Below are 14,614 nucleotides of genomic sequence, written 5' to 3'. Positions count from 1 at the left end.
GGATCACATGTCTGCCGCCGGGCCGGGCTGTGGCGGTACTTTGCGTGCAAGTATGCAAAGAACGTTGACGAACCTTCCGACCGGAGGAGCCATCGATGGACGCCGTATCCGTGGTGCCCGAGCCGCACAACGAGCCGGTGCACACCTACGCACCGGGCAGCGCTGAGCGATCCCGTCTGCACAAACGTCTCGGGGAGCTCGCCTCGGAGCAGCTCGAACTGACGATGACCATCGACGGGCAGCAACGTATGGGTGGCGGCAACGCGATCGACGTCGTCCAGCCGCACAAGCACTCGCATGTGCTGGGAGTCACCCACAATGCGACCAACGCCGATGCGGTGGCGGCGGTGACGGCCGCGAAGAAAGCCGCCCCTCTTTGGCGTGATATGTCCTTCGACGACCGGGCCGCGATCTTCCTGAAGGCCGCCGATCTGCTCTCCGGGCCGTGGCGCGACACCCTCAACGGCGCCACCATGCTCGGCCAGTCGAAGACCGTGCAGCAGGCGGAGATCGACTCGGCCTGCGAGCTGATCGACTTCCTGCGCTTCAACGTGCACTTCGGCCGCAAGCTGCTGGCCGAGCAGCCGGTCTCGTCGCCCGGCGTGTGGAACCGCTTCGACCACCGCCCGCTGGAGGGCTTCGTCTACGCGGTCACCCCGTTCAACTTCACCGCCATCGCGGGCAACCTGCCGGCCACCCCGGCCCTGATGGGCAACACGGTGCTCTGGAAGCCGGCGCACACCCAGCAGTTCTCGGCGCACTTCCTGATGCGGCTGTTCGAGGAGGCGGGCCTGCCCCCGGGCGTCATCAACATGGTCACCGGCGACGGCCTGGCCGTGTCCGAGGTCGCGCTGGCCGACCCGGACCTGTCCGGCATCCACTTCACCGGCTCCACCCGGGTGTTCCAGCACCTGTGGAAGCAGATCGGCGACAACATCGCCGGCTACCGCTCGTACCCGCGCATCGTCGGCGAGACCGGCGGCAAGGACTTCATCGTCGCGCACCCGTCGGCCGACCCGGCGGCCCTGGTCACCGCGATGGTCCGGGGCGCGTTCGAGTACCAGGGCCAGAAGTGCTCCGCCGCGTCGCGGGCGTACGTGCCGCGCTCGCTGTGGGAGTCCGGCGTCCGCGACCAGCTCGTCGCCGACACCGAGTCGCTGACGTACGGCGACGTGACCGACTTCCGCAACTTCGGCGGCGCCGTGATCGACGGCCGGGCGTTCGCGCGCCACGCGGCCGCGCTGGAGAAGGCCAAGGCGTCGGAGTCGTGCGAGATCCTGGTCGGCGGCGAGGTCGACGACAGCGTCGGCTTCTTCGTGCAGCCGACCGTGATCGTCTGCACCGACCCGGCCAACGAGGTGTTCACCACCGAGTACTTCGGGCCGATCCTGGCCGTGTACGTCTACGACGACGCCGACCTGCCCGCGGTCGTCAAGCAGATGGAGAGCGTCGCGCCGTACGCGCTGACCGGCGCGATCTTCGCGCAGGACCGGCGGGCGCTGGAGTGGCTGTCGCACGAGCTGCGCTTCGCGGCGGGCAACTTCTACCTCAACGACAAGCCGACCGGCGCGGTCGTCGGCCAGCAGCCGTTCGGCGGCGGCCGGGCCTCGGGCACCAACGACAAGGCGGGCTCCTGGCACAACCTGATCCGCTGGATGTCCCCGCGGACCATCAAGGAGACGTTCGTCCCGCCGACCGACCACCGCTACCCGCACATGGACACCGACCACCCCCGTCCGTGACCCGCTGATCGAGGAAGGGGCTGTATCAGGCGATACAGCCCCTTCCTCGGCATATGTCTGGGTTACCGTGGCTGCGTGCAGAGCTTCGGGGAGCAGGGCGGACGCCTGACCTACGGCGCCTACCTGCGCGTGCCCGAGCTGCTGTCCCAGCAGGTGCCCCAGTCCGCCCCCGCCGCCCACGACGAGCTGCTGTTCATCACCATCCACCAGGCGTACGAGCTGTGGTTCCAGCTGCTGCTGCACGAGCTGGCCGACGCCCGGGACCGGATGCTGGCGGGGGAGAGCTACCTGCCCCGGGTGCGCCTGGAGCGCTGCCACGCGGTCGAGGTGCTGCTCGTCGGTCAGGTCGACGTCATCGACACGATGACCCCGCAGGACTTCCTCGCCTTCCGCACCCTGCTCGCGCCCGCGTCCGGGTTCCAGTCCGCCCAGTTCCGCGAGATCGAGTTCATCTCCGGTCTCAAGGACCCGGGCTTCGTCGAGCGGCTGCGCGGGCTGTCCCCGGCCGAGCAGGAGCGGCTGCGCCGCCGGCTGGCCGAGCCGACGCTCTGGGACGGCTACCTGGCGCTGCTGGCTGCGCACGGCTTCGCGGTCGGCTCCGACGAGCAGGTGCTGGCCGCCCTGGTCGCCATCGCCCGTGACCGGGAGCGGCACGGTGCGCTGTGGGACCTGGCCGAGGCGCTGATCGCGCACGACCAGGCGTGGTCGCTGTGGCGGGCGCGGCACGTGCTGATGGCCGAGCGCCAGATCGGCACGAAACCCGGCACCGGCGGCTCCGCCGGCAGCCCCTACCTGCGCTCCCGCCTGGACACCCGCTTCTACCCCGCCCTCTGGTCCCTGCGCGCCGCACTCTGACCCCGCCTCCGTCCGATCCCCGCCGGGTGGCGATCGCTGTTTCCGGTCCGGAACCGCGGCCCGGCCGCACTTTCCGCCCGGAGACGGCGATCACCGAGCGGATCTTGTGGACTCGGCCGGAGGTATGTCGGTTTTGGGGTGATCGTAGGTGCGTGTGCAAGATCGGGCGGGTGTGGGTGGGGGAGAAAAAGGGGCGACACGCCGAGGGGAGAGATATCGGGCGGTTTGTGTTATCCCGTCAGGCGGGACTTCGGAGGCAGGAAACGGACATATTCCTGTCTGATCAGACAGTCGGAAAGGGACTGTCCGGCGGGGAATGTGCACTGTGGATGGGCCGATATCCTGGACAGAAGGCTGGGAAAGTGGCAGCGTTGAGTCATGGCAGAGGTAGGAATCAACGCTACTGCGGCGGCCGTGCTCGGCCTGCTGCACGATGGACCCATGACCGGTGGCCAGCTGATGGCCGCGGCCGAGCGCCGGCTCAGCCCGTACTGGTCGATGACCCGGTCCCAGGTCTACCGCGAACTGCCGGTCCTCGCCGAGCTCGGCTACGTCAAGCTCGGCAAGCCCGGCCCGCGGGCGAGCCAGCCCTACGCGATCACCGCGTCGGGCAAGCGCGCCTTCGCCCGCTGGCTGAACGAGGAGCCCGGCCGCGAGCTGGTGCGCAACCCGTATGCACTGCGTGTCGCGTTCGGATCCACGCACGCGACCAACCAGTTCGACTCGCTGCTCAACAGCGCCAACTCGCACCACACCGAGGCCCTCGCGGAGGCTCGCGAGCAGGCCAAGGAAGCCAAGAAGGAAGGCGACGACTTCACCGCGGCAGGGCTGGAGTTCGCCGTCGCCTACCACAAGGCCGCGCTGAACTGGCTGAAGACCGCCATCGCCAAGTAGCGCCTCAGCGCTGGCCGAGGTGCGGCCGCCCGTCCTCCAGCGCGGAACGCAACGCGGCCGCGGCGGCCGGCGGCGCGCCGAGCGCGTCCAGTGCGAAAAGGCCCGCTCCCACCACCGGTGGCTGTGCGAGCACGGTCAACCGGGCCTTCGACGAGTGGGCCTTCACCCCCGCGTCCACGGCATCCTGCAGCAGCGAGTGCCGAGCGCGCAGCACACCACCGCCCAGGACCACGGCGTACGGTTCCTCCCTCAGCCCGAGCCGGTCCGCGGCAACCGTCACCAATGAAGTGATCTCGGTCGCCTGACGCGCCACCACGCGGCGGGCGACCTCGTCACCCCGCCCGGCAGCGGCGAACAGCACCTCGCTCAGCCCGATCATGCGGTCCTGGCTGAGGCTGCCCAGGTGCAGGCCGGTGATCACGTCGTTGACGCAGGCCTGCCCGAAGTGCGCGGCCACCGCGCCGGCCAGCGCCGTGGCCGGACCGCGGCCGTCCTCGGCCCGCGCCGCGTGCCACATCGCCAGCGAGGCCAGGTGCAGCCCGCCGCCCCAGTCGCCGGAGATCGGCCCCAGTGCCGGGAACCGGGCGGTGCGCCCGTCGGCGCTGCGCCCCACGCAGTTGATCCCCGCCCCGCACACCACCGCGACCGCGTCCGGGCTGTCGGTGCCCGCCCGCAGCAGCGCGAACGTGTCGTTGTCCAGCCGGTACGACTCCGCCCAGCCGGTCGCCGCGACCGCCTTCGCCGCCGCCTCGACCTCCTCGGGCAGGTCGAGGCCGGACAGGTAGACCTCGGCGCGGGTGATGGGCACGGACGGGGGCATCTCGGCCACCCGCAGCGCCGCGCCGACCAGCCGGTCCAGCAGCGCGACCGCCGTGTCCAGGCCGATGACCTGCGGGCACGAGCCCGGCCCGCGGACGTAGCCGTGCACCCGCCCGGCCGAGTCGGCGAGCACCACGTCGGTTTTGGAGTTCCCGCCGTCGACGGCGATGAACAGCTCAGCGGGGCTCATGCTCGGCTCCCGTCCCGCGCGCCGGCCCGGTCGACGGTTCGGGCGCTCATCGGGCCCACGCCAGGTGGTCGGCGTTGGCGGCGAGCAGGCCCTGGGTGAGGGCTTCGGCGTACTCGTGCTGGCCGACCAGCGGGTGGGCGAGCAGCGCGGCGTACACGCGGTCGCGACCGCCGTGGACCGCGGCGCGCACGGCCAGCTCCTCGTACGCGGCGACGCCGGCGATGAGGCCGGACAGCTCGGGTCCGACCGGCGGGGCCTTGACCGGGGTCGCGCCGTCGCGGTTCACCCGGGCGCTGACCTCGATGACCGCGTCGTCGGGCAGGAACGGCAGGTGGCCGCCGTTGCGCAGGTTCACCGCGTGCACGGCGCCGTCGCCGGTGAGCAGCGAGGTGATCAGGCCGACGGCCGCCTCGGAGTAGAACGCCCCGCCCCGCTTGGACAGCAGGTCCGGTTTGGTGGTCAGGGCCGGGTCGGCGTACATCTTCAGCAGCTCGGTCTCCATCTCGGCGACCTTCTGCCCGCGCGTCGGGGCGCCGCGCTCCTCGCGCACGACCTCGTCGTGGGCGTAGAAGTAGCGCAGGTAGTACGACGGCACGTTGCCGAGCAGCCGCAGCAGCGACGGCGGCAGCTGCACCGGCCCGGCCAGCTCGTCCAGGTGGCCGGCGAGCAGCTCGGGCAGCCGGTCGACGCCGTCGACGTACGCGGCGCGCTCCCAGGTGAGGTGGTTGAGGCCGACGTGGTCCAGGGTGACCGCGCCCGGCTCGACGCCCAGCAGCTTGGCGAACCGGCGCTGGAAGCCGATCGCCACGTTGCACAGGCCGACCGCCTTGTGCCCGGCGTCCAGCAGGGCCCGGGTGACGATGCCGACCGGGTTGGTGAAGTCGACGATCCACGCGCCGGGCGCGGCGAGCCGGGCGGCCCGCTCGGCGACGTCGAGCACGACCGGCACCGTGCGCAGCGCCTTGGCCAGGCCGCCCGCGCCGGTGGTCTCCTGCCCGACGCACCCGCACTCCAGCGGGAACGTCTCGTCGCTGATCCGGGCGGCCTGCCCGCCCACGCGCAGCTGGACGACGACCACGGCGGCGTCGGTGAGGCCGGCGTCGAGGTCGGTGGTCCAGGTCAGCGTGCCGGGGTGGCCGTGGTGGGCCATCAGTCGGCGGGCGTACGGGCCGATGACGTCCAGCCGCGGCCCGGCCGGGTCGATCAGGCACAGCTCGGTGACGTCGAGGCTGCCGGCCAGCCGGGCGAACCCGTCGACCAGCTCGGGGGTGTAGGTGGAACCTCCACCCACGACTGCGATCTTCATCTGGTGCTCTTCCGGTGAGGAGTGATTCAGGCGGAGCGGGCCGGGATCGGCCGGGCGTTCAGGGAGTCGACCAGGGACTCGCGCACCGAGCGCAGGCCCGAGTCCATGGCGCCGAGCAGCACCGCGTCGTCGGTCAGCGCGGTGACCTCGACCGGGGTGCGCAGCGGGGTGTTGCGGTGGAAGGCCTCGGTGACCAGGTCGCGCAGCCGCACGCCGCCGGCCTGGGCGACCTCGCCGGCCAGCACCACCAGCGGCGGGTCCACCAGCGCGGCGACCACGGCCAGCACGACGGCGATCCGGTCGGCCAGCGCGCCCAGGAAGGCGGTCGCGGCGGGGGAGTCCGCGCGGGCCGCGGCGGCGACCATCTCCTCGGCGGTGGCCCCGGTGAAGCCGTGCGCCGCGCCCAGCGCCGCGACGGCCGGGCCGCCGGCCAGGCTCTGCAGGTCCCGGGGCTGGCCGGGGGCGGCCAGGCCGAGCGGCACGTAGCCGATCTCGCCGGCCCCGCCGGTGGCCCCGCGCAGCAGCGACGTGCCGAGGTCGATGGCGCAGCCCAGGCCCGCGCCGAGCCAGAGCAGGGCGAAGCTGCCGCTGCCCGCGGCCGCGCCGCGGTGGCGTTCGGCGATCGCGGCCAGGTTCACGTCGTTGTCCGCGTCCACGGTGAGGTCCAGCGCGGCGGCGAGCTCGGTGACCAGCCCCGGGCGGCCCCAGCCGGTGACGTCGATGTGCCGGATGGCGCCGGTCCCCGGGTCGTACGAGCCGGGCACGCCCAGCTGCAGGTGGGTGACCCGGTCGCGGCCGGCGCGGGCGCACAGGTCGGCGGCGATCGCCCGGACGGTGCCGACCGGGTCGCCGTCGGCCGGGTCGCTCGGGTACGCCGCGCGGGCCAGCACCGCCCCGCCGAGATCGCACAGCGCCGCCTCGAACGGGGCGTGTAACGTCTCGCTCACGTCCCGTACCGAGATCGCCAGCACCGTCGCGGCGGCCGGGTTGACCGCGTACACCTCCGCGTTCGGGCCGGGCCCGCCGCTGGTGTGGCCCACGACTACCGCCAGCCCCGCCTCGGTGAGCGTGCGCAGCACGTCGGAGGTGGTCGGCTTGGACAGCCCGGTCAGTTCCCGCAGCTCCCCACGGGTGAGCGTGCCCCGGTCGATGAGCAGCGCCATGGTCGCGCTCTCGTTCATCGCCCGGAGCAGCTTGGACGAACCGGCGAGCCGTGCCACGTGCCCTCCTCGTAATAGGAAAGTAGATTTACTATTGTCGCCGACCGTGGTCGCTGTCAAGTCGCGGGAGCGCCCCGGAAAACCGTGCGGCGGGTGGCACTAGTCTTGTTGATGTGACTGCCGACTACGCCGATCAGCTCAAGAACCTTGACGCGACCATGCGCAACATCGAGTCCGTGCTCGACATCAACCGGCTGCGCCGGGACAAGGAGCGGCTCGAGGAGGCGGCGTCGGCCCCGGATCTGTGGGACGACCAGGCCAAGGCGCAGGAGGTCACCTCGCAGCTGGCGTACGCCACCGGTGAGATCAACAAGCTGACGAGGCTGCGCGGGCGCATCGACGACGCCCAGGTGCTGATGGAGCTGGCCGAGGCCGAGGGGGACGCCTCCTCCATGGCCGAGGTGGGCACGGAGCTGGCGTCGCTGGCCAAGGCGATCGAGGAGCTGGAGGTGCGCACCCTGCTCTCCGGCGAGTACGACTCCCGCGAGGCGCTGGTCGCCATCCGGGCCGGCGCCGGCGGCGTGGACGCGGCGGACTTCGCCGAGATGCTGCTGCGCATGTACCTGCGCTGGGCCGAGCGGCACGGCTACGCCACCGAGGTCTACGACACCTCGTACGCGGAGGAGGCCGGGCTGAAGTCGGCGACGTTCGCGGTGAAGGCGCCGTACGCGTACGGCACGCTGTCGGTCGAGTCGGGCACCCACCGCCTGGTCCGGATCAGCCCGTTCGACAACCAGGGCCGCCGCCAGACCAGCTTCGCCGGGGTCGAGGTGCTGCCGGTGGTGGAGCAGACGGACCACATCGACATCCCCGAGAACGAGATGAAGGTCGACGTCTACCGCTCCAGCGGCCCCGGCGGGCAGAGCGTCAACACGACCGACTCGGCGGTGCGCATCACGCACATCCCGACCGGCATCGTGGTGACCTGCCAGAACGAGAAGTCCCAGCTGCAGAACAAGGCCTCGGCGCTGCGCGTGCTGCAGGCCCGCCTGCTGGAGCGCAAGCGCCAGGAGGAGCGGGCCAAGATGGAGGGCCTGAAGACCGACGCGGCCGGCTCCTGGGGCGACCAGATGCGCTCGTACGTGCTGCACCCGTACCAGATGGTCAAGGATCTGCGCACCGAGTTCGAGACGGGCAACCCGACCGCGGTCTTCGACGGTGAGATCGACAACTTCGTCGAGGCCGGCATCCGCTGGCGCAAGCAGAACGAGCTGGAAGCCGCTGCCTGATCGGCTGAGTGAGCCTCGCTCCGCCCGGCTGTCCGCGCAGCCGGGCGGAGTTTTTTCATGTATGGACATCGCTGGCGTTTCGCCCGCGCGGGTGATCCGACTACTGTCGGTGACAGTTGATCACGGGTAGATCACGGAATTTTCCAGGAACATTCACGGCAATACCGGCATCTCAACCCCTGCGGGGTTGGCGAAACGGCGACACCGCGTAGACTCTCCGCCGTGATTCGACTTGAGCACGTGACTAAGACCTACCCGAAGGCGTCCCGGCCCTCACTGGACGACGTGTCGGTCTCGATCGAGAAGGGTGACTTCGTCTTCTTCATCGGTCCGTCCGGCTCCGGCAAATCAAGCATCGTCAAGCTGATGCTGCACGAGATCAAGCCCAACAAGGGCAAGGTCTTCGTGAACGGCAAGGAGATCAGCTCCATGCGGTCGTGGAAGATCCCCAGCTTCCGCCGCTCGATCGGCTGCGTCTTCCAGGACTTCCGGCTGCTGCCGAACAAGACCGCCTACGAGAACGTCGCGTTCGCGCTCGAGGTCATCGGCAAGTCCAAGGCGGTCGCCCGCCGCGTGGTGCCCGAGGTGCTGGAGCTGGTCGGCCTCGGCGGCAAGGAGCACCGCTACCCGCACGAGCTCTCCGGTGGTGAGCAGCAGCGTGTCGCGGTGGCGCGCGCGTTCGTGAACCGGCCGCTGATCCTGCTGGCCGACGAGCCCACCGGTAACCTCGACCCGGACACCTCCATCGAGATCATGCGCCTGCTGGACCGGATCAACCGGACCGGCACGACCGTCGTGATGGTCACCCACGACTCGAACATCGTCAACCAGATGCGCCGCCGCGTCATCGAGATCGAGGGCGGCCGGATCGTCCGCGACCAGGCCCGTGGTGTGTACGGCTGAGCCGTGCCCGTCGCTGAGCCCCTGTCCCTGACGACCTGACCGTCTCCCCCGGAGGATTTCCCCCGATGCGTGCGAAGTATGTCCTGGCCGAAATGCTGGTCGGGCTGTGGCGCAACGTCACGATGACCATCGCCATGATCATTACGATGATCGTGTCGCTCTCCATGCTCGGCGCCAGCCTGCTGATGTACATGCAGGTCGACGAGATGAAGGGCCACTACTACGAGCAGGTCGAGGTCTCCATCTACCTGGAGAAGACCGTCGACGACACGCAGCGGTCCGAGATCAAGGCGAAGCTCGACAGCGACCCCCTGGTCAAGAGCGTGCTCTGGGAGACCAAGGAGATGGCGTACGAGAACTTCAAGCAGCAGTTCCGTGACGCCCCCGACCTGGTCAACGCGATCGGCGCGGACGAGCTGCCCGAGTCGTTCCGGGTCGCGCTGAAGGACCCGCAGAAGTTCGACCAGATCAACGCCACCTACGCCGGCATGGCGGGCGTGGACACGGTCGTCGACCAGCAGAAGCTGCTGCAGAAGATCTTCGACATCCTCGGCTCGATCCAGAACCTGTCGCTGGTCGTCGCCGGCTTCATGGGCCTGGCCGCCCTGCTGCTGGTCGCCAACACCATCCAGGTCGCCGCGTACAGCAAGCGGCGCGAGGTCGCGGTCATGAAGCTGGTCGGCGCGTCGAACTGGTTCATCCAGGCGCCGTTCGTGCTGGAGGCGGTCTTCGCCGCGCTGCTGGGCTCGATCCTGGCCTGGGTGATGCTGGTCGTCGGCAAGATCGTGCTGATCGACGGCAAGCTGGCCGCGCTGACCGACCTGCTGCTACCGGTGAGCTGGGGCAACGTCAACCTGATGCTGCCGATCCTGGCGGGCATCGGCTCGGTGGTCAGCGCCGTCACCGCCTGGGTGACCCTGCGCTTCTACATCCGCGTCTAGTCGCGACGACGCACGTCGACGGCCCGCTCCCGGCTACGGGGGCGGGCCGTCACCTTTTCTGCGCCACTCCTGTTGAATGTCGGTTTTGCCGTGTATCTGGGCATATGTCGGCAGTAGGGTGATCGGGACAGGCGAGGGAGGTCCCGTGCGCTGGCGACTGGTACAGGTGGTGTTCGCCCTGCTGACCGCTCTGGCGGTCGGCCTGCCGGCGCATGCCGCCCCCGACGACCTCAAGAAGGACAAGAAGCGCGTCGACGCCGAGCTGGCCAAGACCGGAGCCCTGCTGGAGGCGCTGTCCGCCAAGGCGCGCAACGCCGCGACGGAACTCGCCGAGGCCAACGCGGCCATGCCCGCCGCCCAGGAGCGGATCGCCCAGACCCGGGCCGCCGTGGTGGTGGCCGAGACCAAGGCGGCCTCCGCCCAGCGGCGCGCCGACCAGGCCACCGCCGCCTGGGCCGTCACCGACCAGGCGTACCAGGCGTCGGTCCGGCAGGTCCAGGAAGGCCGGGACCGGTTCGCCCGGTTCGCCGTGGCCACCCTGCACGGTTCCAACCTCACCGAGTTCAACGTGCTCATGGCCGCGACCCGGCCCCAGGAGTTCCTGGACCGCGGCAACTTCATCAGCCAGATCGGCCGCATCCGCCGCGACGCGATCGACGACTACGTCGCCGCCCGCCGGGCCGCCAAGCAGATCACCAGCGACGCCGAGCTCAAGCGCCGGGAGGCCGCCGACGCGGCCCGCATCGCCCGCGCGGCCCTGCTCGCGGCCGAGAAGGCCCGCCAGGACGCCGAGCAGGCGCGCCGCGACCTGGACGCGCTGGCCGCCCGGCAGAAGAAGGCGATCGAGACGACCAAGGCCGAGAAGGCCGAGGCGCAGCGGCACTACCAGGAGGTCAAGGAGCAGAGCGAGCGCATCGCCGACGAACTGCGGGTCTGGGAGGGGCAGTACGGCAAGTTCGTGCCGGTCCTGCGCCCCGGCGCGAAGTTCCTCATGCCGACGAAGGGCTGGAAGTCCAGCGACTTCGGCAACCGCTTCGACCCGTACTACGGCGTCTGGCAGCTGCACGCCGGGGTCGACATCGCCGCGGGCGGCGGCCAGCCCATCTTCGCGGCGGCGGGCGGCACGGTCAGCAGCGCCGGCTGGCTCGGCGGGTACGGCAACTACACCTGCCTCACCCACGGCAAGACCGGCGGCAAGGTCATCTCCACCTGCTACGCCCACCAGTCGAAGATCCTGGTGAAGGTCGGCGACAAGATCCGCGGCGGCCAGCTGATCGGCCGCGTCGGCACCACCGGCGCCTCGACCGGCTACCACCTGCACTTCGAGGTACGCCAGAACGGCAACCCCATCCAGCCCCTGAACTGGCTCCCCGGCTGCCTCTGCTGAGCTGAGCTGCTGGCGCCCGCCTCCGCCGCCCCCCCCCGCCGCAACTCTTAAAAAGTCGCGGCCATCGGCACGTCCTGACAGCGCGACTCTTCAAGAGTTGCGGCGGGGGTGGGTGGCGGGAGGGCGTTAGTCGATCGCGGCGGTGGGTGGGGGGTCGGTAGCATTGTCGGGTTGCCGTGATCGAGGAGAGGAGGGCCGTCATGCCGCGGGAGAAGGGGCGCAAGGTCATCGCGTCGAACCGCAAGGCGTACCACGACTACACCATCCTCGAGACGTTCGAGGCGGGCATCGCCCTGATGGGCACCGAGGTGAAGTCGCTGCGGGCCGGGCGGGCGTCGCTGGTCGACGCGTTCGGCCAGGAGCGCGACGGCGAGCTCTACCTGCATGCGCTGCACATCCCCGAGTACGCCATGGGCACGTGGACCAACCACGCGCCGCGGCGCACCCGCAAGCTGCTGCTCAAGCAGAAGGAGATCGTGCACCTGATCACCAAGACCCGGGAGGGCGGCCTGACCATGGTGCCGCTGTCCATGTACTTCAAGGACGGCTGGGCCAAGGTCGAGATCGGGTTGGCGCGGGGTAAGAAGACCTACGACAAGCGCCAGGACATCGCCAAGCGCGACTCCGACCGGGAGATCAGCCGCGAGCTCGGCCGCCGTGCCAAGGGTATGAGGTAGGCCGGAGCCGGGCCGCCGCACGGGGCCGCGCACCGGCCCCGCCGTGGCACGGTCGGATGGCCGATCGCGCGGCCGTGCACGGGGACGGTAGCCTCGCGGGTCGTGAGCAAGCATCGGCTGCACGAGGACGACGAGACCACCCTGCTGCCCCGTGTCGTCGAGGAGCCCGCAGCCCAGGAGCCTGCTCGGCAGGGTTCCGGGCTCGAGTCGCCGGCGGAGCCCGCTTCGCCCGGTGCCGAGCGGCAGCCGATGGCGGAGGAGCCCGACGAGGCAGGTCCCGGACGTGAGCCGGTCGCCGAGTCGCGGCGCAGGTCCGGGCGGCAGCCGCTGGTGATCGGCGTGGCCACGATGTGCCTGCTGGTGTCGGGCGCGGCCGCCTGGGCGCTGACCAAGCCGGCGCCGCAGCCGTCGACGCTGATGCCCAGCGCCGGGCCGTCCGTGACCGGCGCGGGCTTCACCGACGGCTTCGGCGTGGTGACGCCCAGCGCCCAGGTCGCTCCCGAGGGCGCGCCCGTCCGGCCCAGCGCCTCCGCGTCCGCGGCGCCCGCCGCCTCCCCGGTGGCGAGCCCCGCTCCCGGCAGCAGTGGACCCCGCCCGTCGAGCCCGCCCGTCGCCGCGCCGCCCGGTGGCGCGAGCGCGGCGTACGAGGTGAACTCCTGGGGCGGCGGCTACGTGATCTCCGTACGGGTGCGCAACACGGGCGGCACCCCGCTGGCCTGGACGGTGCGGATCCAGCTACCGCAGGGCGCGACCGTCGACGGTGACTGGGAGGCCGACCGGTCCGGTCAGGACGGTGTGTGGACCTTCACCCCCGAGCGCGGTGACCTCGCCCCCGGAGCCTCGGTGACCTTCGGTTTCATCGGCCGGCGCGGGTCGGGCGACTTCCCGGTCAGCTGCACGGTCAACGGGGTCGCCTGCCAGGCTGGCTGAGCGGTGGCTTAACTCCGCCCTAAAGCACGCGGCAGGTGGGCGAAACCGGCTCTATATTCGGCGCGTGACCGTGCTGCGACTCGATGTGGAGCTGCCCTACCCCGTGGAGCTGGTGTGGCAGGCGCTGACCGATCGCCGGCTGCTCGGCCAATGGTTCCTGCAGACCGATTTCATGCCGGTGGCGGGCGGGGTCTACCACGCCTTCCCCGGCACCGACCTGCCCGGGTTCACGGCGCCGTTCGACGTGGACGTGGTCGAGGTGGTGGGCCCGACCCGGCTGGTGCTGCGCTGGCGCGGCGAGCAGCTGCACGCCGACGTGGTCTGGGAGCTGTCCACCGTCGCCGGGGGCAGCCGGCTGCGGGTCAGCCAGACCGGGTTCTTCGGCATCGGGGGCCAGGTGCGCCGGGCCGAGCTGCAGCGGGCGTACGCGACGATGTTCGAGCAGCGGCTGCCCGCCCTGCTGGCCCGGCAGGAGCAGGCCGCGTCGCCGGCCCGCCGCCGGCGCAGCACGGACATCTACGACGCCGCCGACATGCCGCGCCGCCCCCCGGCCACGGCGGCCACGCCCCCGGCGGACGAGCCCACCCCGCCGTACGCCGGATTCACGGCGGGCGGCCTCGCTGAGCCGCCGGATCCGGCCGACCTCCCCCCGGCGGTCACCGACCCGGAAAACCGCTCCACGGCGACCCTCGAGCCGCGTACGCCACCCGCGGCGGACAGCGACCCGGGCGCCGCGGTTCGCGGTTCACGGACCCGGTTCGCGGCGGGCGTGCCCGCCGCCGGGGAAGGCCGTGCCGCGCCGGGTTCCGGGGGCCTGCTGCGCCGGGTGTCCCGCATGCCGGTGGACCGGCGGCTGCGGCTGCTGTCGGCGGCCGGCGCGATGGTGCTCACCGTGCTGGCGGTCACCGCGGTGGCGACGCTGGTCCTGCGCGCGCCCGGCCCGGGGGCCGATCCGCTCGGCGGTGGCCGCAGCCCCTGGTCGGGGCTGCAGGCAGGGGAGTCCAAGTCACTCGCACCGACGGCCGACCCGGCGGGATCGGCGAGCCCGGCCGCCTCGCCGAGCGGGACGGTCGTGGTGACGCCGCAGGCCTCCCCGTCGGCCGCGGTGTCCCCGCCGGACAGTCCGGGTGCCACCGAGGTCGGCGGCGTAGCGGCGGCCGTCTCATACCGGACACTGGAGACCTGGAGCGGCGGCTACATCGGAGAGATCACCATCCGGCCGGCCACCGCGGTCGACGGCTGGTCCGCCGTCATCCTGCTGCCCGCTAAGGCCCAGGTGACGAGCGCGTGGGACCGGATCGACTTCCGGCAGACCGGCGTCCGGGTGACCTTCACGCCGCAGGCCGCGCACCGTGAACTGCCCGCCGGGGCGGACTTCGTCTTCGCCTTCCAGGTGGGCGACCCGTCCGGCGCGACGCGGCCCAAGAGCTGCAAGTTCGAGAGCGTGAGCTGCGCGCAACTGTGAACGCCGCTGTCCGGTGACGGACACCCGTGTCATGACCGTGGTCGATTCCGGGGATG

At 71.4% G+C, this 14,614-nt stretch carries 13 protein-coding genes; 10 read left to right on the top strand and 3 right to left on the bottom strand.

The features are described from left to right. Positions 1 to 95: 95 nt before the first annotated feature. From pruA to Cco03nite_RS05810, 3 genes are all read left to right on the top strand, one after another. Positions 96 to 1,742, top strand: a complete 1,647-nt coding sequence (gene pruA, locus Cco03nite_RS05820; protein ID WP_203689279.1) for an L-glutamate gamma-semialdehyde dehydrogenase — start codon at positions 96 to 98, stop codon at positions 1,740 to 1,742. A 75-nt stretch (positions 1,743 to 1,817) separates the two neighbouring features. Then, positions 1,818 to 2,597 carry a tryptophan 2,3-dioxygenase gene (locus tag Cco03nite_RS05815; RefSeq protein ID WP_239167148.1) on the top strand — a complete coding sequence of 260 codons (780 nt, stop codon included), beginning with the start codon at positions 1,818 to 1,820 and terminating at the stop codon, positions 2,595 to 2,597. Between the two features lie 378 nt (positions 2,598 to 2,975). After that, complete coding sequence (locus Cco03nite_RS05810) at positions 2,976 to 3,491, top strand: PadR family transcriptional regulator (RefSeq protein ID WP_120316849.1); 516 nt, start codon at positions 2,976 to 2,978, stop codon at positions 3,489 to 3,491. 4 nt (positions 3,492 to 3,495) lie between these two features. Here Cco03nite_RS05810 and Cco03nite_RS05805 read toward each other — a convergent pair whose 3' ends face one another. Genes Cco03nite_RS05805 through Cco03nite_RS05795 form a run of 3 tightly spaced genes read right to left on the bottom strand, consistent with a single transcriptional unit; the run spans position 3,496 to position 7,026 of the window. Further along, positions 3,496 to 4,500, bottom strand: coding sequence for an N-acetylglucosamine kinase (locus tag Cco03nite_RS05805; RefSeq protein ID WP_203689277.1), 1,005 nt, complete (start codon positions 4,498 to 4,500; stop codon positions 3,496 to 3,498). 46 nt (positions 4,501 to 4,546) lie between these two features. After that, positions 4,547 to 5,806, bottom strand: a complete 1,260-nt coding sequence (locus tag Cco03nite_RS05800; RefSeq protein WP_203689275.1) for a 6-phospho-beta-glucosidase — start codon at positions 5,804 to 5,806, stop codon at positions 4,547 to 4,549. Positions 5,807 to 5,832: 26 nt separating this feature from the next. Next, complete coding sequence (locus Cco03nite_RS05795) at positions 5,833 to 7,026, bottom strand: ROK family transcriptional regulator (protein WP_203689273.1); 1,194 nt, start codon at positions 7,024 to 7,026, stop codon at positions 5,833 to 5,835. Positions 7,027 to 7,139: 113 nt separating this feature from the next. Here Cco03nite_RS05795 and prfB point away from each other — a divergent pair, with 113 nt between their 5' ends. From prfB to Cco03nite_RS05760, 7 genes are all read left to right on the top strand, one after another. Beyond that, positions 7,140 to 8,255 carry a peptide chain release factor 2 gene (gene prfB / locus Cco03nite_RS05790; RefSeq protein WP_275412005.1) on the top strand — a complete coding sequence of 372 codons (1,116 nt, stop codon included), beginning with the start codon at positions 7,140 to 7,142 and terminating at the stop codon, positions 8,253 to 8,255. A gap of 222 nt (positions 8,256 to 8,477) precedes the next feature. Further along, positions 8,478 to 9,158 carry a cell division ATP-binding protein FtsE gene (gene ftsE / locus Cco03nite_RS05785; protein ID WP_203689272.1) on the top strand — a complete coding sequence of 227 codons (681 nt, stop codon included), beginning with the start codon at positions 8,478 to 8,480 and terminating at the stop codon, positions 9,156 to 9,158. A 65-nt stretch (positions 9,159 to 9,223) separates the two neighbouring features. Then, entirely contained in the window at positions 9,224 to 10,099 is an 876-nt protein-coding gene (gene ftsX / locus Cco03nite_RS05780) for a permease-like cell division protein FtsX (protein WP_203689270.1), read from the top strand. Between the two features lie 145 nt (positions 10,100 to 10,244). Next, positions 10,245 to 11,486 carry a M23 family metallopeptidase gene (locus Cco03nite_RS05775; RefSeq protein ID WP_203689267.1) on the top strand — a complete coding sequence of 414 codons (1,242 nt, stop codon included), beginning with the start codon at positions 10,245 to 10,247 and terminating at the stop codon, positions 11,484 to 11,486. 200 nt (positions 11,487 to 11,686) lie between these two features. Beyond that, positions 11,687 to 12,163, top strand: a complete 477-nt coding sequence (smpB, locus tag Cco03nite_RS05770; protein WP_203689265.1) for an SsrA-binding protein SmpB — start codon at positions 11,687 to 11,689, stop codon at positions 12,161 to 12,163. A gap of 102 nt (positions 12,164 to 12,265) precedes the next feature. Further along, entirely contained in the window at positions 12,266 to 13,093 is an 828-nt protein-coding gene (locus Cco03nite_RS05765) for a cellulose binding domain-containing protein (RefSeq protein ID WP_203689258.1), read from the top strand. Between the two features lie 64 nt (positions 13,094 to 13,157). Beyond that, entirely contained in the window at positions 13,158 to 14,558 is a 1,401-nt protein-coding gene (locus Cco03nite_RS05760; protein WP_203689248.1) for an SRPBCC domain-containing protein, read from the top strand. Positions 14,559 to 14,614 lie beyond the last annotated feature (56 nt).

It is taken from the genome of Catellatospora coxensis, assembly GCF_016862635.1.
GTDB lineage: Bacteria > Actinomycetota > Actinomycetes > Mycobacteriales > Micromonosporaceae > Catellatospora > Catellatospora coxensis.
This window is presented reverse-complemented; position numbering and strand designations above follow the sequence as displayed.

What these genes read in the sequence shown, in the direction of transcription:
- pruA (WP_203689279.1), top strand. Translation starts at nt 96, where the DNA reads ATGGACGCCGTATCCGTGGTGCCCGAGCCGCACAACGAGCCGGTGCAC.
- Cco03nite_RS05810 (WP_120316849.1), top strand. Translation starts at nt 2,976, where the DNA reads ATGGCAGAGGTAGGAATCAACGCTACTGCGGCGGCCGTGCTCGGCCTG.
- Cco03nite_RS05805 (WP_203689277.1), bottom strand. Translation starts at nt 4,500, where the DNA reads ATGAGCCCCGCTGAGCTGTTCATCGCCGTCGACGGCGGGAACTCCAAA.
- Cco03nite_RS05800 (WP_203689275.1), bottom strand. Translation starts at nt 5,806, where the DNA reads ATGAAGATCGCAGTCGTGGGTGGAGGTTCCACCTACACCCCCGAGCTG.
- ftsX (WP_203689270.1), top strand. Translation starts at nt 9,224, where the DNA reads ATGCGTGCGAAGTATGTCCTGGCCGAAATGCTGGTCGGGCTGTGGCGC.
- smpB (WP_203689265.1), top strand. Translation starts at nt 11,687, where the DNA reads ATGCCGCGGGAGAAGGGGCGCAAGGTCATCGCGTCGAACCGCAAGGCG.